Origin of the sequence: Streptomyces sp. NPDC055966, assembly GCF_042269865.1 — a bacterium.
Taxonomy (GTDB): Bacteria; Actinomycetota; Actinomycetes; order Streptomycetales; family Streptomycetaceae; genus Streptomyces.
Genome location: NZ_JBHJYK010000002.1, coordinates 536496 through 558336, shown reverse-complemented (window position 1 = coordinate 558336; position 21841 = coordinate 536496). Strand labels below are relative to the sequence as shown.

The window sequence follows — 21841 nt, the reverse complement described above, 5'->3', positions numbered from 1 at the left end:
ACCGCCGACGCGTACAACAGAAGAGAGCCCGCCCCGATGATGCTGCGTTACGCCCTCCAGACAGTGCGCGCCCGGAAGGCGGGCTTTCTCGGTGCCTTCCTCGCGCTGATGTGCGCGGCCGCTCTGATCACGGCCTGCGGCACCCTCCTCGACACCGGCCTGCGCGGCACCATCCGCACCGAGCGCTACGCCGCCACCCCCGTCGTGGTCACCGGAGACCCGTACGTCCACCAGACCACCGTCGAGCACAAAAAGGGCAAGACCAAGGTCAAGCACAAGGCGAAACCCGTCGCCGAGCGCGCCTGGGTCGACGAGGGACTGCGCGGCCGACTCGCCAGCGTCCCCGGAGTGTCCCGGGTCGTGCCCGAACTCACCTTCCTCGCCCAGCCGTTGACCCCGGCCGGGACCGGCGGACGTACCGCCTACGGGCACGCCTGGGACTCCGCCGCGCTCACGCCGTACCGGCTGACCGCGGGCAGCGCGCCCCGGTCCGACGGTGAACTGGTCGTCGACGACTACCTCGCCGCACGCGCCCGGTTGCACCCCGGCGACCGGCTCACCGTGCAGTCCACCCGGACCCCGCGCAGCTACCGGATCACCGGTATCGCCGCCCCCGCCAGCGTCGTACGCCACCAGACGTCCCTCTTCTTCTCGGCCGCCGAGGCCCGCCGGCTGGCCGGGCGTCCGGGGCAGGTCAGCGCGTTCGGGGTGCTGCCGGTCCGGGGGACGGATCCCGGACGGATGCGACAGGCCGTGGCGGCGGTGCTTGACGGCACCTCCGTCCAGGTCGCGGGTGGCGACGCCCGGGGGCCGGCCGAGTTCCTGGACGCGGCGAACGCCCGCACCCGGCTGGTCAGCATGGGCGGTGCCATGGGCGGCACCGCGCTGCTGGTGGCGGTGCTCGTGGTCGTCGGCACCTTCGGACTCACCGTGCAGCAGCGCCACCGGGAACTCGCCCTGCTCCGCGCCATCGCCGCCACCCCCGGGCAGATCCGCGCCCTGCTCGGCCGGGAGGCGCTGATCGTCGGCGCGGCGGCGGGCACCGTGGGCGCGCTGCTCGGGCTGCCGCTCGGCGGCGCGCTGTACGCCAGGTTCGTCGCCCTGGGCGCCGTACCCGCCACGCTCGAACGCACCGTCAGTGTCTTCCCGCCGCTGGCCGCTCTCGCCGCCACCCTGCTCGGAGCCTGGGCCGCGGCCCGGATCGCCTCCCGCAGGATCACCCGCATCCGCCCGACCGAGGCGCTGGCCGAGGCCAGGATCGCACCCGGTCGTCCCCCGTGGGGCCGGACCGCGGCCGGGCTGCTGCTTCTCGCCGGCGCTGCCGTCCTCGTCGTCGTCCTCACCTCCCTGCGCACCGAGCCCGCCTCGACTCCCGTGACGTTCCTCGCCGTCGTCGTCCTGTCCACCTCCGTCGCCCTGCTCGGCCCGCTCCTCGTCAGGGCGGCCGCCCTGCTGCTCGCCGGCCCGCTCCGGCTCACCGGTCACGGCGGCCGCCTCGCCACCGCCAACCTGCGCGGCAACGCCGCCCGGATGGCCTCCGTCGTCACCCCCCTCACCCTGCTCGTCGGCATGACCTGCACCGTGCTGTTCGTCCAGTCCACCCTCGGCGACGCCGCCCGCGCCCAGGTCCGCGACGGGGTCCGGGCCGACTGGGTCGTCGCCGCGCAGGGGCCCGGCGTCCCCCACGAGGCCGCCCAGCGGCTGCGCGCGGGGCACGACACCGTCACCGAGGTCGTCCGCACGACCGTGCGCATCGGTCTCGACAAGTACCCGGCGCAGGGTGTCACCCCGGCCGGTCTGACCCGTACCTGGGACCCGGACGCCACCGCCGGCTCCCTCGACCGGCTCGGCCCGGACACGGTCGCCGTCAGCCGACTGGCCGCCGATCAGCACCACTTGGCGCCCGGCAGCACCCTGAAACTCACCCTCGGCGACGGCACGCCCGCCACGCTCACCGTCGCCGCCGTCTACGCCCGGGGTCTGGGCTTCGGCGATCTCACCTTCGCCCACGACCTCCTCGCCCGGCACGTCGACAACCCGCTCGTCTCCTCCGTCCTCGTCAGCACAGCCCGTACACAGACACAACTCGCGACTACGCTCCGTGAGTTCCCGGGGCTGCGAGTTTTCTCCCCGGCCGACGCCGACGCCCTCCAGGCCGACCGGCAACAGACGAACGCCGAGGTCAACTACCTCGCCATGGGGCTGGTGCTGGCCTTCACCGCCATCGCCGTCGTCAACACGCTCGCCATGTCGGTGGCGGAGCGTGTCCGGGAGTTCGCCCTGCTCCGGCTCGCCGGGGCGACCCGCCGCCAGGTGCTGCGCATGCTGCGCACCGAGGTGCTGAGCCTGCTGCTCCTCGCCACCTCGCTCGGCAGCGGGATCGCCCTCGCCGTGCTCACGGCGTTCAGCGTCGGCATGACCGGCCGGGCCGCGCCCACGGTCACGCCCCTGCTCCATCTCACCGTCGTCGCGGTGGCCGCTCTGCTCGCACTCGTCGGCAGCGCGGTCCCGGGGCGGGCGGCGCTGCGGGTGCGGGCGGTGACGGTGGCCACCGCCCGGGAGTAGCACCCAGGAGCCGGGGCGGCCGTCGTCAGTGCGCCGGCGGCTCCACCGGCAACCCCTGTGCCCGCCACGCCTGGAAGCCGCCGACCAGGTCGGTCGCCCGGTGCAGGCCCAGTTGGTGCAGGGAGGCGGCGGCGAGAGTGGAGGCGTAGCCCTCGTTGCAGAGGACCACGACGCGCAGATCGTGGCCGGTGGCCTCGGGGACGCGGTGACTGCCTAGTGGATCGAGGCGCCACTCCAGTTCGTTGCGCTCGATGACGAGAGCGCCGGGGATCAGCCCGTCCCGCTCGCGCAGGGCCGCGTACCGGATGTCCACCAGCAGCGCCGCCCCGGTGCGCGCCGCCTCGTGCGCCTCCTGTGCCTCGATACGCCGGTAGCCCGCGCGCACCCGCTCCAGCAACGCGTCGATGCCGAGCGGCCGCTCGCCCGCGTCCGCCGCCGGGCCGGTGCCGCCCGCCGGGGTCTCCTCCGTGCCGCTCACTGCCAGTCCTCCGGCCGCTCCACCTGCTCCAGGCGCAGTACCTGACCCGTGCGGCTGTAGCGGCGGATACGGGGAAGGGGCGGGTGGTAGGCGTGGACGGAGATCGCGTGCTCGGTGCGGGACGCGTTGAGGACCTCATGGACGTGGTGGCGACCGAAGGCACGGCCCTCGCCGGCGGGGAGGCGGCGTACGCGGTCGACGCCCTCGGAGAGTTCCAGGGTCTGCCAGCCGTCGGTGGGCAGCCGGGCGGCGAGCGAGTTCTCCTTGAGCCCGCCCGAGGCCGTGACGAACGCGCCGACCGACTCGGCGTGGTCGTGCCAGCCGGTACCGGTGCCGGGCGGCCAGCCGATCAGCCAGGCCTCGCTGCCGCCCGGCCCCTCCAGCCGCACCCAGGTACGGCCCTCCGGGTCGAGCGGAAGGGAGGCGATCAGCGCGGCGTCGGTGGCCGTACGCCGGGCGAAGGCGAGCAGGTCCGCCTGCGTGGGCGCCGAACGGACACAGGGCGAGGCAGGACGCACGGAAGCAGCGGCAGGGGACGCGGAAGCAGGGGAGACAGACACGAGCACCGTCCTGGAAGTTCGCGGAAACGGGCGCACGACGGCGCCCGGAGAGGGAGGGGGAGCGAATTCAGCAGGACGGACGACACACACAGCCCGCGTAGCGGACGAGGTCCATGTGGACCCTCCGCCACAGGCGCACACAGGTGTCGGTCATGGTCCGGAGTACAGCATGCGCGTGCACTCCGGTCAACTCACCGTCACCATGTGGACAGAGCGTGATCGGTGTACGGGTCAGCGCGCGCCGGAGGCGGCCTCCGCCTCCTCCATCACCGCGCCGCCCACCGCCGCTTCCGCCGCCGAGTACAGGGCGGCCGGACGGACCCCGCTCAGCGCCGTGACCAGGTGGCCGTCGGGGCGTACGAGCAGCACGCTGTGCGCCGGCGCACCCGGGTACTCCTCGGCGACCAGCAGCTCGGCGGGGTGCGGCAGCGCGGTCACGGCCGCCGCGAGCCGGGGCATCACCCCGGCGGACATCCAGTGCTTACGGTCCCACACGCCCGTGCCCGGCGCGATCAGCACGACGAGCAGGGCGCCGCGGCCGAGCCGGTCGCGCAGCCGGACGAACGAGCCGTCCTCCGCGGTGACCCGGACGTCGGTGACCTGCGCGCCGGGTGCGGTCCCGACCGGGATCCGGCCGTCCAGCGGCGGGGGCGCGAGCGGTGAGTCGGCGTACGTCCCCGGTGCGCCGAGCGCCCCGCGCCCCAAGTGACCGTCCGCCAGCAGCGCGTCGTGGCCCCGGGCGGTGCCCGGCACCATCTGGCGCAGCCCGCCTCCGCCACGCAGCACCGGCAGTACCTGGTCGGCGGCCCGCAGCCGGGCGGAGACGGCGGCGCGCCGCTCGGTCTGGTAGCTGTCCAGCAGCGCCTCGTGGTGCCCGTGGTGCCAGGCAGGCGCCAGCTTCCAGGCGAGGTTGTCGGCGTCCCTCAGGCCCTCGTCGAGCCCCTGGGTGCCGAGCGCGCCGAGCAGATGCGCGGCGTCCCCGGCGAGGAGGACCCGGCCCGCGCGCCAGCGGCGGGCCAGCCGGTGGTGCACGGTGTGGACACCGGTGTCGAGCAGGTCGTACGGCGGTGTGGTGCCGTCCGTCCAGCCCGCGAGCGTCTCGCGGATCCGGGCCACCAGGGTCTCGGGCGTGACCAGGTCCCTGCCGGGCGGCAGCAGCCAGTCCAGGCGCCACACGCCGTCCGGGAGGGGGCGGGCGGTCACCTCCACGGCCGAGGGCCCGGACTGCCGCCACGGCGGCGTCCGATGGATCAACGCTCGGCCCTCCCACGGAAGTTCCGCGCGCAGCGCGGCGACCGCGTGCCGCTCCACCGCCGTACGGCCCGGGAAGCGGATGTCCTGGAGTTTGCGCACCGTGGAACGCGGTCCGTCGCAGCCGACCAGGTAACTGCCGCGCCACCAGGTGCCCTTGGGGCCGCGGGAGTGCGCGGTGATGCCGGAACGGTCCTGCTCGATCGCGTCCAGGCGGCTGTCCACGGCCATTTTCACCAGGGGATCGTCGGCGACGGCCGTGCGCAGGGCGGCGGTGAGGACGTGCTGGGCGATGTGCAGCGGGGCGGCGGGGCCCGCCTCGGTGAAGTCGACCTCGTTCATCACCTGCTTGCGCCTGAGGGACCGCCATCCGGCCCAGCGCATGCCGTAGGTGTCGAGCGGCACTCCCGTCAGCCGCTGCAGCAGCGCGGCCGTGTCCTCGCGCAGCACGACGGTGCGCGCCGGGCGGGGTTCGTCCTTGCCGGGGCCCTCGTCCAGGACGACGGACGGCACCTCCTGGCGGGCCAGCGCCAGGGCGAGCGTGAGCCCGACGGGCCCGGCTCCGACGACGATCACCGGGTCCACGGCGTGGCGCCCCCTGCCCGCAGCGGTGCCTCGACGGACGACGGTGAACAAGAAGGTGAAGCGGGGTGCACGATCACAGAACGTATGCAACCCATTGGCAGAGTTTGCGTCAAGCGACAAGGGGCAGTGGCGATCATGCCACTGCCCCAGGGGCCCGTACGGGTGAGTGCCGAGGTGTCAGGCGGCGCTGCCGGTACCGACGGTGCCACCCACCGCGGCCGGATTCAGCTCCTCCAGGTCCTCCGCGCCGAGCACCGCGCCCGTGCTGCGCTTGCTGCGCCGCAGCCGGCGCTCCAGCCAGCTCGCGAAGGAGGTCAGGGCGAAGTTGAGCACGATGTAGATGGCGGCGACGACGACGAAGCTGGCGAAGACGTTCGCGTAGTTGGCCGCGAGCGTGCCGCGGTTGTTGAGCAGTTCGGTGAAGCCGAGCATCACACCGCCGAGCGCGGTGTCCTTCACGATGACCACGAGCTGGCTGACGATGGCCGGCAGCATCACGGTGACCGCCTGCGGGAGCAGGATGCTGGTCATCGTCTGCCCCTTGCGCAGACCGATCGCGTACGCCGCCTCCGTCTGGCCCTTGGGCAGGGCCAGGATGCCGGCCCGCACGACCTCGGCGAGCACCGAGGCGTTGTAGAGCACCAGGCCGGTGACCACCGCGTACAGGGGCCGGTCGTCGCTGCTGACCTGCGTGTAGAGGTTGTAGAACTCGCTGGCGAACAGCATCAGCAGCAGCACCGGGATCGCCCGGAAGAACTCGACCACCACGCTCGCCACCGCGCGCACCCAGCGGTGGTCCGACAGCCTGGCTATGCCGAAGACGGCGCCGAGCGGCAGGGCGATGACCATGGACAGCGCCGCGGCCTTGAGGGTGTTGCCGAGTCCGGGCAGCAGGTACGTCGTCCAGGCCTCGGACGTGGTGAACGGCTGCCACAGCGCCCACTTCAGCTGCTGCTTGTCGTCCATCGTCGTCCAGACCCACCAGGCCAGCGCGGCCAGCAGGACGACGAAGACGACGGACAGGAGCGCGTTGCGCAGCCTGGCGCGGGGGCCGGGCGTGTCGTAGAGGACGGAACTCATCGCTTCACCGCCAGTCGCTTGCCGAGCCAGCCCAGGAGCAGGCCGACCGGCAGGGTCAGGACCACGAAGCCGAGGGCGAAGACGGCGCCGATCGCCAGGGTCTGGGCCTCGTTCTCGATCATGGTCTTCATCAGGGCCGCGGCCTCGGCGACGCCGATGGCGGCCGCGACGGTGGTGTTCTTGGTCAGCGCGATCAGGACGTTGGCGAGCGGACCGACGACCGCGCGGAACGCCTGCGGCAGCACGATCAGGCGCAGGGTCTGGCCGAAGTTCAGCCCGATCGCGCGGGCCGCCTCGGCCTGGCCGAGGGGCACGGTGTTGATGCCCGAGCGCAGCGCCTCGCAGACGAACGCGGCGGTGTAGGCGATGAGGCCGAGGACCGCCAGGCGGAAGCCCTGGATCTTGAAGTCGGAGGCGCCCAGCGTCACTCCGAAGACGTCGGCGAGACCCAGCGAGGTGAACAGGATGATGATCGTCAGCGGGATGTTGCGGACGATGTTCACGTAGGCGGTGCCGAAGCCGCGCATGACCGGGACCGGGCTGACCCGCATCGCGGCCAGCAGGGTGCCCCAGACGAGGGAGCCGACCGCGGAGAGGACGGTGAGTTTCACCGTCATCCAGAACGCCCCTAGGACGTCGTAACCAGAAAGAAAGTCGAACACGATCTCCCGCGCTTCCGGGTGTGTGGCGTACGTGGAGGGCGGGGCGCGCCGCCGGGAGAGCGGCGGCGGCGCGCCTTGGTGACCCTGCGTCACCCGCCGGAGTCAGCGCCGGCGGAGTTCCGCGTTACTTGACGATCTGGCCGATCTTCGGCGCGGGCTCGTTCTTGTAGTTCGCCGGGCCGAAGTCCTTCTTCACCGCGGCGTCCCAGGAACCGTCGCTGACCATCTTCTCCAGCGCCTTGTTGATCTTGTCGAGGGTGGCGGAGTCGCCCTTCTTGACGCCGATGCCGTAGTTCTCGTTGCTCAGCTTCAGACCGGCGAGCTTGAACTGGCCCTTGTACTTGTCCTGCGCGGCGTAGCCCGCGAGGATCGAGTCGTCGGTGGTCACCGCGTCCACCGCGCCGCTCTGCAGGCCCGCCATGCACTCCGAGTAGGAGCTGTACTCCCTCAGGTTGGCCTTCGGGGCGATCGTCTTCTGGATGTGCTGCGCCGGGGTGGAGCCGGTCACGGAACACAGCTTCTTCTGGTTGAGGTCCGTGCCCTTGGCGATCGTCGAGTCCTTCTTGACCAGCAGGTCCTGGTGGGCCAGCAGGTACGGACCGGCGAAGTCGACCTTCTGCTTGCGCTCGTCGGTGATCGAGTAGGTGGCGGCGATGAACTTCACGTCGCCGCGCTGGAGCGCGTTCTCACGGTCGGCGCTCTTGGTCTCCACGAACTGGATCTGGTCCGGCTTGTAACCGAGCTGCTTGGCCACGTAGGTGGCCACGTCCACGTCGAAGCCCGAGAAGGAGCCGTCGGGCTGCTTCAGGCCGAGACCGGGCTGGTCGAACTTGATGCCGATCTTGATCTTGTTGCCGTCCGAGGCGCTGTTCGAGTTCTTGCCGCCGCACGCGGTGGCGCCCACCGTGAGGGCGAGAACGGCGGCCGAAGCGGCGGTGACCTTGCGGAGCTTCATCGTGAACTTCCTTTGCGTGGAGGAGAGATCGAGGTCCGTGCGGGCGGGCGGTCGGCACCGCCCGGGCGGCGCGCCCTCAGTGGTGCAGGATCTTGGACAGGAAGTCCTTGGCCCGGTCGCTGCGCGGGTTGCTGAAGAACTGCTCGGGCGTGGCCTGTTCGACGATCCGGCCGTCGGCCATGAAGACGACGCGGTTCGCGGCCGAGCGCGCGAATCCCATCTCGTGGGTGACGACGATCATCGTCATGCCCTCACGGGCGAGCTGCTGCATGACCTCGAGGACCTCGTTGATCATCTCGGGGTCGAGGGCCGAGGTCGGCTCGTCGAAGAGCATGACCTTCGGGCCCATCGCCAGCGCCCGCGCGATCGCCACGCGCTGCTGCTGACCGCCGGACAGCTGGGCGGGGTACTTGTCGGCCTGGGTGCCCACCCCGACCCGGTCGAGCAGCGCCCGGGCCTTCTCCTCCGCCTGCTGCTTCTCCGTCTTGCGGACCTTGAGCTGGCCCAGCATCACGTTCTCGAGCACGGTCTTGTGCGCGAAGAGGTTGAAGGACTGGAACACCATCCCGACGTCCGCCCGCAGCCGGGCCAGCTCCTTGCCCTCCTGGGGCAGGGGCTTTCCGTCGATCGTGATGGTGCCGGAGTCGATCGTCTCCAGGCGGTTGATCGTGCGGCACAGAGTCGATTTTCCGGACCCCGAGGGCCCGATGACCACGACGACCTCGCCGCGGGCGATCGTCAGGTCGATGTCCTGGAGCACGTGCAACGCGCCGAAGTGCTTGTTGACGCTCTTCAGCACGACCAGTTCGTCGGACGTGACCGTGTCTTCCTTGGTCAGCGCTGCTTCGGTCATCGCTCTCGTGCTCCGTCCTGCTCGGTTTCGGAGGACAGTAATGAGCCGCTGTGACCTGCGTCATCACATCTGAGGGAGATCTGAGCATCACGATCCGATAGCAAACGGACACGTGTCGTAGCACATGCTCCCCGCGCGCGTATCGGCCGGATAACGGAAGCGACAGGCAACCGGAACCCTCTTGACGCCGTCCTTGTCCATCGGCGTCACTGCCATGGTGCACGCGCGCGTGCAGCTACAAGACGCACGAGAACCGACACCGTACGACCGCTGAACCGGAGGGGGCCGGGATGAGACTGCTGCTCGTCGAGGACGACAACCACGTCGCCGCGGCCCTGTCCGCCGTCCTCGCGCGGCACGGCTTCGAGGTCACGCACGCGCGTAGCGGCGAGGAAGCCCTCCAGGCGCTCGTCCCCGAGAGCGACGGTTTCGGTGTCGTCCTGCTCGACCTCGGCCTGCCCGACCAGGACGGATACGAGGTCTGCGGCAAGATCCGCAAGCGCACCGGCACCCCGGTGATCATGGTCACCGCACGCTCCGACGTGCGCTCGCGCATCCACGGGCTCAACCTCGGCGCCGACGACTACGTCGTGAAGCCGTACGACACCGGGGAACTGCTCGCCCGGATCCACGCCGTCAGCCGGCGCACCGCCCACGAGGACGCGGGGCCCGGCGGCGACGGCTCGCTGCTGCTCGGTGCCGTGCGCATCGAACTGCCCACCCGCCAGGTCACCGTGGGCGGTTCGGTCGTCCAGCTGACCCGCAAGGAGTTCGACCTGCTCGCCCTGCTCGCGCAGCGTCCGGGCGTCGTCTTCCGGCGGGAGCAGATCATCAGCGAGGTCTGGCGCACCAGTTGGGAGGGCACCGGCCGCACCCTGGAGGTGCACGTCGCCTCCCTGCGCGCCAAACTGCGCATGCCCGCGCTGATCGAGACCGTACGCGGCGTCGGCTACCGGCTCGTCGCGCCGGCCGCCTAGCGGGGCCGGGTGCGCGCACGTCTGCTGCCGCTGCTCATCGTCCTGATGGCGGCCGTACTCCTCGCTCTCGGCCTGCCGCTCGCCATCAGCGTGGCCGCCGCCGAGCAGCAGAAGGTCGTCGTCGACCGGATCGACGACACGGCGCGCTTCGCCGCGCTCGCCCAGTTCGTCACCGGCGGCCCGAGCGGTTCCCGCCGGACGGGCACGGACGAGCGCCTGGAGGCGCTGCGCAGCGAACTCGACAGCTACTACGGCGTCTACGGCATCAAGGCCGGTGTCTTCTACCGCAACAGCTCCGCCATGGCCAATGCCCCCGACGACTGGTTCGTACCGCCGAGGGGGGAAGTCCGGGACGCGTTCGAGGAGGCGCTGCTCAGCCGGCGCAGCCACGACCCGCGGCAGGCGTGGCCCTGGCAGCGCAGCCGGCTGGTCGTCGCCTCGCCGGTGATCCGGGACGGGGACGTCGTGGCGGTCGTGGTCACCGACTCGCCCACCGGGCAGATGCGGTCACGGATCCTGCACAGCTGGCTGCTCATCGCGGCGGGCGAGAGCGCGGCGATGCTGCTGGCCGTCGGGGCGGCGCTACGGCTCACCGGCTGGGTGCTCAGACCGGTCCGCGTCCTGGACGCCACCACCCACGACATCGCCACCGGACGCCTGAAGTCCCGGGTCGCGGCGGCCGGCGGACCGCCGGAACTCAGAAGGCTGGCCCGGTCGTTCAACGAGATGGCGGACAACGTCGAGGACGTGCTGGAGCAGCAGCGCGCCTTCGTCGCCGACGCCTCGCACCAGCTGCGCAACCCGCTCTCGGCGCTGCTGCTGCGCATCGAACTGCTCGCCCTCGAACTCCCCGAGGGCAACGAGGAGATCGCCTCGGTCCGCACCGAGGGCAAGCGTCTCGCACAGGTGCTGGACGACCTGCTCGACCTCGCGCTGGCCGAGCACGCCGAGGCGGACCTGAGCCTGACCGACGTCGGCGCGCTCGCCGAGGAGCGGATGGCCGCGTGGTCACCGGCCGCCGACGCGAAGGGCGTCCGGCTGACCGGGGAGTGTCCGCCCACGACCGGCTGGGCCGACCCGATCACCCTGTCCAGCGCGCTGGACGCGGTGATCGACAACGCCGTGAAGTTCACCCCCGAGGGCGGCACGGTGGCGGTCACCGTGGCGGTCGACGGCGACACCTCCATGGTCGTGGTGACCGACACCGGTCCCGGCCTCACCGAGGAGGAACTCGCGCGCGTGGGCGACCGCTTCTGGCGCAGCGGCCGCCACCAGAACATCAAGGGCTCGGGCCTCGGCCTGTCCATCACGCGCGCGTTGCTCACGGCGGGCGGCGGCTCGATCACCTACGACCACCACGAACCGGGCGGTCTCCGCGTGACGGTGCGGGTGCCGCGGCACGGGGAGCACTGAGGGGACGGGCTCCGGCGTGTCCGCCCCGCTCCGGCCGCCTTACGGCTTCACCGAGCGGTAGTACCGGCGGGCGCCCTCCTGGAGGTACAGCGGGTCCGTGTAGATCGCGGTGCGCAGGTCGACCAGTTGGGCGCTGTGGACGTGGGCACCGATGCCGTCGCGGCTCTTGATGACCGTGCGGGTCAGCCACTCGGTCAGCCGGGGGTCCACGTCCGTGCGGGTGATCAGGAGGTTGGCGACGGCGATCGTCGGCACCTCGCTGCCCTGCTGCACGACGGGGTAGGCCGACTCGGGGATGCTGGTGGCCCGGTAGTAGCGGTTCTCCTGCCCCTCGTCGTGCAGCTTGGCGACGAGGTCGCCGTCGATCGGCACGAACGTGAACGCGGCCTCCTTCGCCAGCCCGGCCAGCCCCTTGGTGGGCAGTCCGCCGGACCAGAAGAACGCGTCGATCTTGTTCTGCCGCAGCCGCTCGGGCCCGGTGTCGATGCCGTCACCGGCCGGGGTGATGTCCCGGTGCGGGTCGATGCCGGCGGCCTTGAGCACCCGGTCGGCGATCAGCCGGACCCCGGAGTGCGGCAGCCCGGTCGCCACCCGCTTGTGCCGCAGGTCCGCCACACTGCGGATGTCCGAGTCACTGCGCACGATGAGATGCACGTAGTCGTCGTAGAGCCGGGCCACCCCGCGCAGCCGCCCGGCGCCGCTGCCGTGCGCCAGCTCGTACGTCTCCACCGCGTCGGCCGCCGCGATGGTGAAGTCGGCCTTGCCCGTCGCCACCCGCTGCACGTTCTCCTGCGAACCGGCGCTGCCGAGCAGTTCGACCTTCAGCCCCGGCATGTCCTTGGCCAGCTCGGTGCGCAGCCGCTCGCCGTACTCCTGGTAGACCCCCGAGGACGTGCCCGTGCTGAAGACGATCGTCCCGCTCGGCGGCCTCTCGCCCAGGGGCAGCAGCCACCACAGCAGGAGCCCGAGCAGCACGGCCCCGGTGGCCGCGACCGGCAGCGCCCGGCGCCTGCCGAGCCGGGGGAACACCTTCGACATGCGGCGATCCTGCCAGTCCGGGCGCGCCCATGACCAGGGCCGGGGTCACTCCCCGGGCGACGAGGAGGGCGCTGGCGCTGTCAGTGGCGGCCGTTAGAGTCGACGCATGAGCACTTCGCCCGCCGACCTCGTCCGTGAGTTCCACCATGCCTTCGGCCTCGACGCCCGCAGCACGCCGGCGGAGGTGGACCCCCAACTGGCCGCGCACCGCGGGATACTGCTCGCCGAGGAGGCCGCGGAGGTCGCCGAGGTCGCGGTCGACGGCCCGCTGGACAAGCTCGCGCACGAACTGGCCGATGTGGTCTACGTCGCATACGGGACGGCGCTCGTCCACGGCATCGACCTCGACCAGGTGATCGCCGAGATCCACCGCGCCAACATGAGCAAGATCGGCCCGGACGGGCAGGTCGCCCGCCGGGCCGACGGCAAGGTCCTCAAGGGTGAGCACTACCGCGCCCCGGACGTGTCGGCCGTACTGCGCGGCCAGGGCTGGATACCGGCGGAGCCGGGCGCCCAGGGGTCCTAGGGGGTCTTCAGGGTGCCGCCCGCCAGTCTCCACTCGCGGTGCAGCGCGCCCAGCGGGATGTCCCGGTGGACGATCGGCGTGCCGAACACGGACAGCTGGAGCCGCAGCGTCCCGGACAGGTCGACGCCGCCGTACACGCGCCAGGCCATCGAGGCCTTCACCCCGCCCGTGCCGGCGGAGGGCGAGCCGTCGCGGGATGAGGCAGTGGCCGTGCCGGAGGCCTCGCCGCGCAGGTAGGGGGCCAGGTCGGCGGTGACGCCGACGGCGCCGTAGAGGCCGACGGAGGCCTCGGCGCCGAGCGCCGTCTTCAGGGACCCGGCGGTGGTGACGGACGCGCGTACGGGGGTGCTCGTCATGTCCGAGGAGCTGACCGGCGTCCAGCCCTTGGCGGGGCCGAAGGTGCCGCCCGCCGTGAAGGCGCCCTTGAGGCTCTGCTCGACGTCGACGGTGACGTGTCCGTCACCGCTGAGCTGGACGTAACAGGTCAGGTCGAGGTTGACGACGACGGGGACCGGGCCGACCTGGAGGACGGGGTCGGCGTGCAGCGTGGCGAACGGGATCCGCAGCGGCGCGCCGGTCGTCGCGGCGGCCCGGCCCCCGACCGACCAGCCGGAGGTCCAGCGACCGGACACGCCGAGGTACGCCGACCCGGGTGTCACGCCGGTGCCGGTGCCGCCGTAGGCGAAGTCGACCCGCGGGGCGACCTGGACGAAGCCGTTCACCGAGGCACCGGCCGACACCGGGGCGTCCTTCGCCGTCGGCACCGCGGCGCTCACGTCGAGCCGGAGACTGCCGAGCGGCACCGTCGCGCCCTTCGGGCCGACGTGCACGTCACCGGCCTTGGCCCAGGACACCTTCACACCGGGCAGCAGCTTCTCGACGGCGAAGGACGCGGGGTCGACCGGCACGGCGCCTTTCGCGGTGGCGTCACCGAGCAGCGCGTTCAGCGTGGCCGGTTCCGTCTGCACCTGCGTGCCCCGGTCCGTCTCGCCGATCACCTTGGTGACCTTGGCGAGCAGTCCGTGCGGCGCCCCGGGCGCGGGCGCGCTGGCGATCACGTCGCCCACGGCGGTCCGGTGCGCGACGCCCGGGGAACTGCCGGAAGGAGCGGGGGAGGTCGAGGGGGTGGCGGTCGAACTCCCTTGTCGGGGCTGCTCGTCGGACAGTACGGCCCGTCGCGTGCGGCTGTCGTACGAGCTGACGGCGAGCGTGGTCCGGTGTGCGCGCTGCCCGCTGCCCGGCGGGCCCGCCGTGGCGGTCGCGGGGGCGGCGGGAGCGGCGGCGACGGCGAGTGAGCGGTCCGTGCCGTCGGCGGCACGGTCGATGGCCGTGGACGGCTGTCCGCGTCCGGCGGCCGACGCCGGTTCGGCGTGCGGTGCGGAGGAGGAGCAGGCCGTGGCGAGAAAGAGGGTGGTCACGGCGAGGGCGGGCAGCAGGGCGTGCCTGTGCCTCGTGCGTCTGCGCAAGGTCGGTCCTGGATGCAGTGGGGGGTGGCAGAGAGATGCCGGCGGGCGGGTTGCCCAGCGGTCGTACCGGCCGGTAACTCGATGTCGAACCATGAGCATGCCACGCCGTGTCCATCGCTCCCTCACCGTCCGGCCACAACTGAACGTGAGCTGTGACACGGCGTGTTCGGGCCATCCTTGGCCGAAGTGCGCTCGTGCGCACGGGTGTTGCGGGTGGCCGCCGTCCCCGGGCGGACGGCGACCACCCGGGGACTCCGTGACGGGCCGGGGCTCAGCGGCCGTCGAGCCCGGCCCCGCCGAGCCGGGTCAGCAGCCCCGACAGCAGTGCGACGTCCTCACCGCTCCACGCCCGGACGGCGAAGACCTCGGCGGCGGTCTCCTCGGCCGTGGCGCGCATCTCCGCCAGCCGCCTGCGGCCCGTCGGGGTCAGCGACGCGTAGGCCACGCGCGCGTCGCGGGCGTCCGGCTCGCGGGTCACCAGCCCGATCCGCTCCAGCGGGGCCAGCCCGCGCGTGACCCCGGAGGCGGTCAGGCCCAGAGCCTCGGCGAGATCGACCCGGCGCATCCGTCCGCCGGGCGCCTGTCCCAGCCGCAGCAGCAGGGTGAAGTCGGCGAGGCTCACCCCGTGCAGCCCGCTCAGCCGGGAGTCGAAGCGCCGTACGAGCGCCGCCTGCGCCCTGACCAGGCGCAGGGCCGCGTCGAGGGTGTCACTCATCGCCGCCCCGCTCCCTCCGCAGGCCATTGCTAGATCCTTGAGTACTCAAGTTCATGCTCCGCCGAAACGCGCCGCGCGCCGCTGGCGCTTGCCCATCGGAGCCTGGGAGAGGTCCTCGGCACTGGAGCGCAGGTTCTTGAAGCCGTAGCCGCGCTCGCTCAGCCAGGCCCGCGCCGCCTCCTCGGCCCGCTCGGTCGCCTCCAGGATGTCCTCCTCTTCCTCGCCGGTGTCGCTGAAGCGGAAGACGAAGGCGGGGCGGGCGGCGATGTCGTAGGTGAGGCTGCCCTCGGGCGTGAACGCGGCGCGCAGCACGTCGTGTGCCGCGGCGTCGGCCAGCAGGGCGGCCCGCTGCGCGTCGGTGAGGCCGTCGAAGGCGCCGCGGACGGTGATCCGGAACGTACGTGTGGTCATTCCGCGACCCTAGGCGCAGCGGACGCGCCCGCTCCACCCGGTTTCGGCTCCGGCCGGCCGGGACGGCGCCGGCATCGCGGCCCCACCCGCACCCCGTCGGCCCGCCGATCCCGGTCGCCCCGGCCAGCGCCTACCCTTGACCCATGACCAGCAGCAGCGACCGGAGCCGGGCAGTGGACGTTCAGGGACCCAAGACCTACGAAGTACGTACCTACGGGTGCCAGATGAACGTCCACGATTCCGAGCGATTGTCCGGGCTGCTGGAGGAGGCCGGGTACGTGCGGGCCCCGGAGGGCTCGGACGGCGACGCCGACGTCGTGGTCTTCAACACGTGCGCCGTCCGCGAGAACGCCGACAACCGGCTGTACGGCAACCTCGGCCGGCTCGCGCCGAGGAAGGCCTCGCGGCCCGGCATGCAGATCGCGGTCGGCGGCTGCCTCGCGCAGAAGGACCAGGACACCATCGTGCGGAAGGCGCCCTGGGTGGACGTCGTCTTCGGCACGCACAACATCGGCAAGCTGCCGGTTCTGCTGGAACGCGCGCGCGTGCAGCAGGAGGCCCAGGTCGAGATCGCCGAGTCGCTGGAGGCGTTCCCCTCGACGCTGCCGACCCGGCGCGAGAGCGCCTACGCGGCCTGGGTGTCGATCTCCGTCGGCTGCAACAACACCTGCACCTTCTGCATCGTCCCGGCCCTGCGCGGCAAGGAGAAGGACCGTCGTACCGGCGACATCCTCGCCGAGATCGAGGCCCTGGTCGCCGAGGGCGTCTCTGAGATCACACTGCTCGGCCAGAACGTCAACGCGTACGGCTCCGACATCGGCGACCGCGAGGCCTTCAGCAAGCTGCTGCGCGCCTGCGGCACGATCGAGGGCCTGGAGCGCGTCCGTTTCACGTCCCCGCACCCGCGCGACTTCACCGACGACGTGATCGCGGCCATGGCCGAGACCCCGAACGTGATGCCGCAGCTGCACATGCCGCTCCAGTCCGGCTCGGACACGGTCCTGAAGGCGATGCGCCGGTCCTACCGCCAGGAGCGCTACCTCGGGATCATCGAGAAGGTGCGGGCCGCCATCCCGCACGCGGCGATCACGACCGACATCATCGTGGGCTTCCCCGGCGAGACCGAGGCGGACTTCGAGGAGACCATGCGCGTCGTGCGCGAGGCCCGGTTCGCGCAGGCCTTCACCTTCCAGTACTCCAAGCGGCCCGGCACCCCCGCCGCGACCATGGACGACCAGATCCCCAAGGAGGTCGTCCAGGCGCGCTACGAGCGGCTGGTCGCCCTCCAGGAGGAGATCTCCTGGGACGAGAACAAGAAGCAGGCCGGCCGCACGCTGGAGCTGATGGTCGCCGAGGGCGAGGGCCGCAAGGACGGCGCCACGCACCGCCTGTCCGGCCGCGCCCCCGACAACCGCCTGGTCCACTTCACCAAGCCGGACCAGGAGGTCCGCCCCGGCGACGTCGTCACGGTCGAGATCACCTACGCCGCCCCGCACCACCTCCTCGCCGAGGGCCCCGTCCTCTCCGTGCGCCGCACGCGCGCGGGTGACGCCTGGGAGAAGCGCAACGCCGCCGAGGCCGCCAAGCCGGCCGGCGTCATGCTGGGCCTGCCGAAGATCGGCGTCCCCGCGCCGCTGCCGGCCGCGGCGGGAAGCGGCTGCGGCTGCGACTGAGGGCCTGCCCCGACAAGGGGCGGCCGTCGTGCGGCGTACGCTGCCGGTCATGCTTGTCGCCGCCGCAGCCTGTCCCTGCCCGCCGCTGCTCGTACCCGAGGTCGCCGCGGGTGCCGCGCCCGAGCTGGACGTCGCCCGCTCGGCCTGCGCCGACGCGCTCGGCGTGCTCGCCGCCGCCCGCCCGGACCTCCTGGTGGTCGTCGGACCCGCCGAGCGGAGCGGGCGGGGTGCGTTCGCGCAGGGCACCCCGGGCTCCTTCCGCGGCTTCGGGGTCGACGCCGCCGTACGCCTGGGCCCGGCCACGGACGCCGTCCCCGAGCGCGAGCTGCCGCCGTCGCTCGCCGTCGGCGCATGGCTGCTGGAGCGGACCGGCTGGGCGGACGCCCCGATCGAGGGACTCGGCGTCGGGGAGCCGCTGGCGCCCGAGCGGTGCCTCGCGACCGGGCGGGAGATCGGTGCCCGGGCCGGGCGGGTGGCGCTGCTGGTGATGGGAGACGCCAGCGCCTGCCGCACGCTGAAGGCGCCGGGGTACCTGGACGAGCGGGCGGCCCCGTTCGACGCCGGGGTCGCGCGGGCGCTGGGCACGGCGGACCTGGCGGCCGTCCGGGCGCTGGACCCGGAGCTGGCCCACGAGCTGAAGGCCTCCGGCCGCGCCCCCTGGCAGGTCCTGGCCGGCGCCGCCGAGGGCGCGAACCTGGCCGGCGCGCTGCTCTACGAGGACGCGCCGTACGGCGTCGGGTACGTCGTCGCCACCTGGTCCTAGAACGTCAGATCCGGTCCCGGGCCTGCCGCGGCACGTGCGAAGGCCCGCCGAACCCGTGAGACGGCGGACGGCCGGGAGCCGCTGGTGCTGCTCCACGACCGTCCGCCGATGCCCGTCCCCCCCGTGCCGCAAGGGCGCCGTCCGCGGCCTCAGGAAGCCGTGGGCGGCTCCTGCGGCCGGGTGGGGGTCGCCGGGTCGGTCCCGTCCGTCTCGGGGCCGGTGCCCTCCTTGTGCGCGAGGCGGTCGACGGCCTCCTTGGCCTTGCCCGTGCCCGCGTGGATCTTGTCGCTGTACTTGCCCTTGGTCCGCTCGTCGACGGCCTTGGCGGCCTTGTCGATGCCGTGCGTGACCTTGTCCCCGTGCTGTCGCGCGAGGTCCGACACCTTGTCCTTGGCCGGGCCGAGCTTGGCCTTCATGTTGTCCAACAGACCCATGGTCCACCTTCCCTCGCGGGACAGTTACCTGCGGGCGCCCTCGCCGGTCGCGCTGTCGGCGGCCTCCTCGGCGGACTGCTGCTTGGGGATGCCGGAGCCGTCGGACGTCTCGTCCGCACCGGCACCGGACCGTGCCGAGGCGTCCTCACACCCGTCCCCGGTCGTACCCTTCGCCTCCGCCGAGGCGGTTTCCTCCGCAGCTGCCGACTCCACCTCCTCCGCCTCGGCTCCGTCCGGCTCCACACCGGCCTGCGCCACGGCGTCCGGCGTCTCCGGAGTCGCCTTCGACCTGCCGAAGATCCGAGCAAACACGCCCATATTCACTCCATACGGTACTCGTGCGGGCGAAATCCCGCGTCACCCGGTGCGTACGGTTGCGCCGCCGGGGTCACCGCCTCCGTGATTCGGAGGCGGTATCTCGCCACGGGCAACGACGCAAAAACCCATGCGTCACGTAACTCGTTCGAGAGCCCACCCGGAGGTTTGCGAAACTGGTGCGGTGAGCAGTGCACTCCCCACCCCCCGCGTCATCGCCGTCGTCGGACCCACCGCGGCCGGAAAGTCCGATCTCGGCGTCTTCCTGGCCCAGCAGCTGGGCGGCGAGGTCGTCAACGCCGACTCCATGCAGCTGTACCGGGGGATGGACATCGGCACCGCCAAACTGACGCCCGAAGAGCGCGGCGGCATACCGCACCACCTGCTCGACGTCTGGGACGTGACGGTCACCGCCTCCGTCGCCGAGTACCAGAAGCTCGCCCGTGCCCGGATCGACGCCCTGCTCGCCGAGGGCCGCTGGCCGATCCTGGTCGGCGGCTCCGGCCTGTACGTCCGCGGGGCCGTGGACAACCTCGAGTTCCCCGGCACCGACCCCGAGGTCCGCGCCCGGCTGGAGGACGAGCTGGCGCTGCGCGGCTCGGGCGCCCTGCACGCCCGGCTGGCCGCCGCCGACCCCGAGGCGGCCCGCGTGATCCTGCCCAGCAACGGCCGCCGGATCGTCCGGGCGCTGGAGGTGATCGAGATCACCGGACGGCCCTTCACCGCCAACCTTCCCGGCCACGACTCGGTCTACGACACCGTTCAGATCGGTGTCGACGTCGCGCGTCCGGAGCTGGACGAGCGCATCGCGCGCCGCGTCGACCTGATGTGGGAGGCCGGTCTGGTGGACGAGGTGCGCGCACTGGAGGCGCAGGGCTTGCGCGAGGGGCGCACCGCGTCGCGCGCGCTCGGCTACCAGCAGGTGCTCGCGGCGCTCGCCGGGGAGTGCACCGACGCGGAGGCCAGGGCCGAGACCGTGCGCGCGACCAAGCGCTTCGCGCGCCGGCAGGATTCGTGGTTCAGGCGCGACCCGAGGGTGCACTGGTTGAGTGGGGCCGCGGCCGCCCGCGAGGAACTTCCGCACCAGGCCCTGGCGTTGGTCGAACGACCGGTCACAGCCTGATCACGTGATGGCATCGGGATGCGCCGCCGGTCATCGAGGCCTTCGGCGCCGTGCCATCATCGAGCTTCGATCGACCAAGTGGAGCCTAGTTGGGAGGGCGCGTGGCGATGGAGGCCGGCCCTCGCGACACCGCACCAGGTGCCGAGCACGTCACCACAGCCGGTGACGAACCGGACCCGGCCGGAGCGGCCCGTGCCGCGGAGTGCGGACCGACCGGGCACCGCCCGGCCGGCGACCCGCCGGCCGGGGACCGCCTGGACAGCGACCGCCCGACCGACGAGCACCTCACCCGTGACCTGCCCGGCGACCGGCCGGACGATCACCGGCCCGTGGGCGACCGCCTCCTCGGGGACCCGCTGTCCGACGACGGCCCCGACGAGTCCCCGGACGGCGTGACCGCCGACGGGCCGGCGCCCGAGGAGATGTACGCGAGCGGGCCCGAGGTCGAGGTCGAGCTGCGCCCGCAGCGCCGGCTGCGCATCTGGCAGCTCGCGCCCATCGTGGGGCTGTCCGCCGTCGGCTCCCTGATGTTCGCCTTCCCGCTCGCCTTCGACTTCGGCGACAGCGGCGCCGTCATCGCGATGCTCGGCCTGCTGATCTGCTCCTGCGCCGCGGGCTGGGGCATGACGGCCGCCCGCCGCGTGGGCTACACCTGGCCCGGCCTGCCCCCGCGCGGCTCCGGCCGCCGGGTCGACTGGCGGGTCGTCCTCGCGTACATGCTGCTGGTGGCCGTGGTGGCCGTCCTCGCGGTGTGGCGCGTCGCCCGCCTGCGCGGCTAGCCCCTGCTCCGGGGCGGTATGTCGTACCCACCCCGTACGATCGAGGCATGAGCACGCGCACGCGGATCCCCTTCCTCAAGGGGCACGGCACCGAGAACGACTTCGTGATCGTCCCGGACCCCGGGAACGCCCTCGACCTGCCCCCGGCCGCCGTCGCCGCCCTGTGCGACCGCCGGGCGGGCCTCGGCGGCGACGGGGTGCTGCATGTCGTGCGGTCCGCCGCGCACCCGGAGGCGAAGGCGATGGCGGACGAGGCCGAGTGGTTCATGGACTACCGCAACGCCGACGGCTCGGTCGCCGAGATGTGCGGCAACGGCGTCCGTGTGTTCGCCCGCTATCTCCAGCACGCCGGACATGTGGCCGAAGGCGACTTCACGATCGCCACGCGCGCGGGCGTGCGCTCCGTCCACCTCGCGAAGGACGGCGACGTCACCGTGGGCATGGGCCGGGCCCGCCTCCCCGAGGGCGAGGTCACGGTGACCGTCGGCGAGCGCAGCTGGCCCGCGCGCAACGTGAACATGGGCAACCCGCACGCGGTCGCCTTCGTCGACGACCTCGCGCACGCGGGCCGACTGCTCGACGCGCCCCCGGTCAGCCCGGCGCAGGCCTACCCGGACGGGGTGAACGTCGAGTTCGTGGTCGACCGCGGCCCCCGCCACGTCGCCATGCGCGTCCACGAGCGCGGCTCCGGCGAGACCCGCTCGTGCGGCACGGGCACGTGTGCTGTCGCCGTGGCCACCGCGCGGCGCGACGGCGTCGACCCGGCCGTCACCGGCACCCCGGTGACGTACACCGTGGACGTGCTCGGCGGGCGCCTGGTCATCACCGAGCGGCCCGACGGCGAGATCGAGATGACCGGACCGGCCGTGATCGTCGCCGAGGGCGAGATCGACGGCGAATGGCTGGAAAACGCCCTCGGCTGACCAGGCGTCACCACGACGGCAGCCGCCCCGGGCGCCGGGAACAGCGGTTTCCGGCGCCCGGAGCGGCGCTCGGCCTCGGATGAACCGCGGGCGCGCCATGAGCGTGTGGCGCAAAACCTAAACCTTCTTCTCGTCGCTCGAATGGGTGATCCGTTTCACGCTCGGCGAGAGGCGGTCAGGAGCACGTGGTGGGCTCGATAGCATCAAGCACCGGCACGGACGGGGGAGAACGTCGCCATCCCTGAGCCGCGTGCGCCCTGGAGGCCCCGTCCGCCGGTCCACGAGCCGGAGGTGCC

Annotated in this window: 23 protein-coding genes; 9 read left to right on the top strand and 14 right to left on the bottom strand. The window is 72.7% G+C overall.

Going from position 1 to position 21841, the window contains the following annotated elements:
• Positions 1–36 precede the first annotated feature (36 nt).
• Complete coding sequence (locus ACFC8N_RS06745; protein ID WP_376287054.1) at positions 37–2565, top strand: ABC transporter permease; 2529 nt, start codon at positions 37–39, stop codon at positions 2563–2565.
• Positions 2566–2590: 25 nt separating this feature from the next.
• On the opposite strand, the gene ACFC8N_RS06740 is transcribed toward ACFC8N_RS06745, so the two are convergent.
• The 8 genes from ACFC8N_RS06740 to ACFC8N_RS06705 all read right to left on the bottom strand — a co-directional run bounded on the left by ACFC8N_RS06740 (position 2591) and on the right by ACFC8N_RS06705 (position 8989).
• Positions 2591–3043 (bottom strand): rhodanese-like domain-containing protein, encoded by a 453-nt coding sequence (locus ACFC8N_RS06740; RefSeq protein WP_362822898.1) that lies wholly within the window; start codon positions 3041–3043, stop codon positions 2591–2593.
• A complete protein-coding gene (locus tag ACFC8N_RS06735) occupies positions 3040–3603 on the bottom strand; it encodes a cysteine dioxygenase (RefSeq protein ID WP_376287051.1) in 564 nt (187 codons plus the stop codon). Before ACFC8N_RS06735 ends, ACFC8N_RS06740 begins: the two co-directional genes overlap by 4 nt.
• A gap of 67 nt (positions 3604–3670) precedes the next feature.
• Positions 3671–3718, bottom strand: a complete 48-nt coding sequence (locus ACFC8N_RS06730; RefSeq protein WP_309506048.1) for a hypothetical protein — start codon at positions 3716–3718, stop codon at positions 3671–3673.
• A 116-nt stretch (positions 3719–3834) separates the two neighbouring features.
• A complete protein-coding gene (locus tag ACFC8N_RS06725; RefSeq protein ID WP_376287048.1) occupies positions 3835–5439 on the bottom strand; it encodes an FAD-dependent monooxygenase in 1605 nt (534 codons plus the stop codon).
• A 177-nt stretch (positions 5440–5616) separates the two neighbouring features.
• Positions 5617–6519, bottom strand: coding sequence for an amino acid ABC transporter permease (locus ACFC8N_RS06720; RefSeq protein ID WP_362822902.1), 903 nt, complete (start codon positions 6517–6519; stop codon positions 5617–5619).
• Positions 6516–7181, bottom strand: a complete 666-nt coding sequence (locus tag ACFC8N_RS06715; RefSeq protein WP_356033621.1) for an amino acid ABC transporter permease — start codon at positions 7179–7181, stop codon at positions 6516–6518. Before ACFC8N_RS06715 ends, ACFC8N_RS06720 begins: the two co-directional genes overlap by 4 nt.
• Positions 7182–7305: 124 nt before the next feature.
• A complete protein-coding gene (locus tag ACFC8N_RS06710) occupies positions 7306–8136 on the bottom strand; it encodes a glutamate ABC transporter substrate-binding protein (RefSeq protein WP_362822903.1) in 831 nt (276 codons plus the stop codon).
• Between the two features lie 76 nt (positions 8137–8212).
• Complete coding sequence (locus tag ACFC8N_RS06705) at positions 8213–8989, bottom strand: amino acid ABC transporter ATP-binding protein (RefSeq protein WP_376287044.1); 777 nt, start codon at positions 8987–8989, stop codon at positions 8213–8215.
• A gap of 290 nt (positions 8990–9279) precedes the next feature.
• Here ACFC8N_RS06705 and ACFC8N_RS06700 point away from each other — a divergent pair, with 290 nt between their 5' ends.
• Positions 9280–9966 carry a response regulator transcription factor gene (locus ACFC8N_RS06700; RefSeq protein WP_356033628.1) on the top strand — a complete coding sequence of 229 codons (687 nt, stop codon included), beginning with the start codon at positions 9280–9282 and terminating at the stop codon, positions 9964–9966.
• A gap of 9 nt (positions 9967–9975) precedes the next feature.
• The gene (locus tag ACFC8N_RS06695) at positions 9976–11379 is read left to right on the top strand and encodes a HAMP domain-containing sensor histidine kinase (protein WP_356033631.1); all 1404 of its coding nucleotides are present in this window, start codon (positions 9976–9978) and stop codon (positions 11377–11379) included.
• A 39-nt stretch (positions 11380–11418) separates the two neighbouring features.
• Here the strand turns inward: ACFC8N_RS06695 and ACFC8N_RS06690 are convergent, their stop codons facing one another.
• Positions 11419–12417, bottom strand: a complete 999-nt coding sequence (locus ACFC8N_RS06690) for a TAXI family TRAP transporter solute-binding subunit (RefSeq protein WP_356033634.1) — start codon at positions 12415–12417, stop codon at positions 11419–11421.
• 106 nt (positions 12418–12523) lie between these two features.
• Here ACFC8N_RS06690 and ACFC8N_RS06685 point away from each other — a divergent pair, with 106 nt between their 5' ends.
• Positions 12524–12943, top strand: coding sequence for a MazG nucleotide pyrophosphohydrolase domain-containing protein (locus ACFC8N_RS06685; protein ID WP_356033636.1), 420 nt, complete (start codon positions 12524–12526; stop codon positions 12941–12943).
• On the opposite strand, the gene ACFC8N_RS06680 is transcribed toward ACFC8N_RS06685, so the two are convergent.
• From ACFC8N_RS06680 to ACFC8N_RS06670, 3 genes are all read right to left on the bottom strand, one after another.
• The gene (locus tag ACFC8N_RS06680; protein WP_376287039.1) at positions 12940–14409 is read right to left on the bottom strand and encodes a hypothetical protein; all 1470 of its coding nucleotides are present in this window, start codon (positions 14407–14409) and stop codon (positions 12940–12942) included. The two genes, ACFC8N_RS06685 and ACFC8N_RS06680, sit on opposite strands and share 4 nt — an antisense overlap.
• Before the next feature lie 271 nt (positions 14410–14680).
• On the bottom strand, positions 14681–15124 hold the full coding sequence (locus ACFC8N_RS06675) for a MarR family transcriptional regulator (protein ID WP_356033641.1): 444 nt from the start codon (positions 15122–15124) through the stop codon (positions 14681–14683).
• Between the two features lie 51 nt (positions 15125–15175).
• Positions 15176–15535, bottom strand: a complete 360-nt coding sequence (locus ACFC8N_RS06670) for a DUF6204 family protein (protein WP_356033644.1) — start codon at positions 15533–15535, stop codon at positions 15176–15178.
• A 143-nt stretch (positions 15536–15678) separates the two neighbouring features.
• Here ACFC8N_RS06670 and miaB point away from each other — a divergent pair, with 143 nt between their 5' ends.
• Positions 15679–17208: a tRNA (N6-isopentenyl adenosine(37)-C2)-methylthiotransferase MiaB gene (miaB, locus tag ACFC8N_RS06665; protein ID WP_376287035.1), complete on the top strand. Its 1530-nt coding sequence runs from the start codon at positions 15679–15681 to the stop codon at positions 17206–17208.
• 49 nt (positions 17209–17257) lie between these two features.
• The gene (locus tag ACFC8N_RS06660; protein ID WP_376287032.1) at positions 17258–17971 is read left to right on the top strand and encodes a class III extradiol dioxygenase subunit B-like domain-containing protein; all 714 of its coding nucleotides are present in this window, start codon (positions 17258–17260) and stop codon (positions 17969–17971) included.
• A gap of 149 nt (positions 17972–18120) precedes the next feature.
• Here ACFC8N_RS06660 and ACFC8N_RS06655 read toward each other — a convergent pair whose 3' ends face one another.
• Positions 18121–18405 (bottom strand): antitoxin, encoded by a 285-nt coding sequence (locus ACFC8N_RS06655; protein ID WP_356033654.1) that lies wholly within the window; start codon positions 18403–18405, stop codon positions 18121–18123.
• A 24-nt stretch (positions 18406–18429) separates the two neighbouring features.
• Complete coding sequence (locus ACFC8N_RS06650) at positions 18430–18723, bottom strand: hypothetical protein (protein WP_356033657.1); 294 nt, start codon at positions 18721–18723, stop codon at positions 18430–18432.
• A 181-nt stretch (positions 18724–18904) separates the two neighbouring features.
• On the opposite strand from ACFC8N_RS06650, the gene miaA reads away from it, so the two are divergent.
• The 3 genes from miaA to dapF all read left to right on the top strand — a co-directional run bounded on the left by miaA (position 18905) and on the right by dapF (position 21545).
• Entirely contained in the window at positions 18905–19843 is a 939-nt protein-coding gene (gene miaA / locus ACFC8N_RS06645) for a tRNA (adenosine(37)-N6)-dimethylallyltransferase MiaA (RefSeq protein ID WP_362822908.1), read from the top strand.
• A 107-nt stretch (positions 19844–19950) separates the two neighbouring features.
• Positions 19951–20622, top strand: coding sequence for a hypothetical protein (locus ACFC8N_RS06640; protein ID WP_376287123.1), 672 nt, complete (start codon positions 19951–19953; stop codon positions 20620–20622).
• Positions 20623–20669: 47 nt separating this feature from the next.
• Complete coding sequence (gene dapF / locus ACFC8N_RS06635) at positions 20670–21545, top strand: diaminopimelate epimerase (protein WP_362822909.1); 876 nt, start codon at positions 20670–20672, stop codon at positions 21543–21545.
• Positions 21546–21841: the final 296 nt, after the last annotated feature.

Bases quoted from the DNA above. Each gene is read 5' to 3' on its own strand.
- dapF (WP_362822909.1), top strand. From the start codon at position 20,670: ATGAGCACGCGCACGCGGATCCCCTTCCTCAAGGGGCACGGCACCGAG.
- ACFC8N_RS06710 (WP_362822903.1), bottom strand. From the start codon at position 8,136: ATGAAGCTCCGCAAGGTCACCGCCGCTTCGGCCGCCGTTCTCGCCCTC.
- ACFC8N_RS06690 (WP_356033634.1), bottom strand. From the start codon at position 12,417: ATGTCGAAGGTGTTCCCCCGGCTCGGCAGGCGCCGGGCGCTGCCGGTC.
- ACFC8N_RS06640 (WP_376287123.1), top strand. From the start codon at position 19,951: ATGGAGGCCGGCCCTCGCGACACCGCACCAGGTGCCGAGCACGTCACC.
- miaB (WP_376287035.1), top strand. From the start codon at position 15,679: ATGACCAGCAGCAGCGACCGGAGCCGGGCAGTGGACGTTCAGGGACCC.
- ACFC8N_RS06660 (WP_376287032.1), top strand. From the start codon at position 17,258: ATGCTTGTCGCCGCCGCAGCCTGTCCCTGCCCGCCGCTGCTCGTACCC.
- ACFC8N_RS06675 (WP_356033641.1), bottom strand. From the start codon at position 15,124: ATGAGTGACACCCTCGACGCGGCCCTGCGCCTGGTCAGGGCGCAGGCG.
- ACFC8N_RS06700 (WP_356033628.1), top strand. From the start codon at position 9,280: ATGAGACTGCTGCTCGTCGAGGACGACAACCACGTCGCCGCGGCCCTG.
- ACFC8N_RS06685 (WP_356033636.1), top strand. From the start codon at position 12,524: ATGAGCACTTCGCCCGCCGACCTCGTCCGTGAGTTCCACCATGCCTTC.
- ACFC8N_RS06745 (WP_376287054.1), top strand. From the start codon at position 37: ATGATGCTGCGTTACGCCCTCCAGACAGTGCGCGCCCGGAAGGCGGGC.
- ACFC8N_RS06705 (WP_376287044.1), bottom strand. From the start codon at position 8,989: ATGACCGAAGCAGCGCTGACCAAGGAAGACACGGTCACGTCCGACGAA.
- ACFC8N_RS06670 (WP_356033644.1), bottom strand. From the start codon at position 15,535: ATGACCACACGTACGTTCCGGATCACCGTCCGCGGCGCCTTCGACGGC.
- ACFC8N_RS06655 (WP_356033654.1), bottom strand. From the start codon at position 18,405: ATGGGTCTGTTGGACAACATGAAGGCCAAGCTCGGCCCGGCCAAGGAC.
- ACFC8N_RS06650 (WP_356033657.1), bottom strand. From the start codon at position 18,723: ATGGGCGTGTTTGCTCGGATCTTCGGCAGGTCGAAGGCGACTCCGGAG.
- ACFC8N_RS06720 (WP_362822902.1), bottom strand. From the start codon at position 6,519: ATGAGTTCCGTCCTCTACGACACGCCCGGCCCCCGCGCCAGGCTGCGC.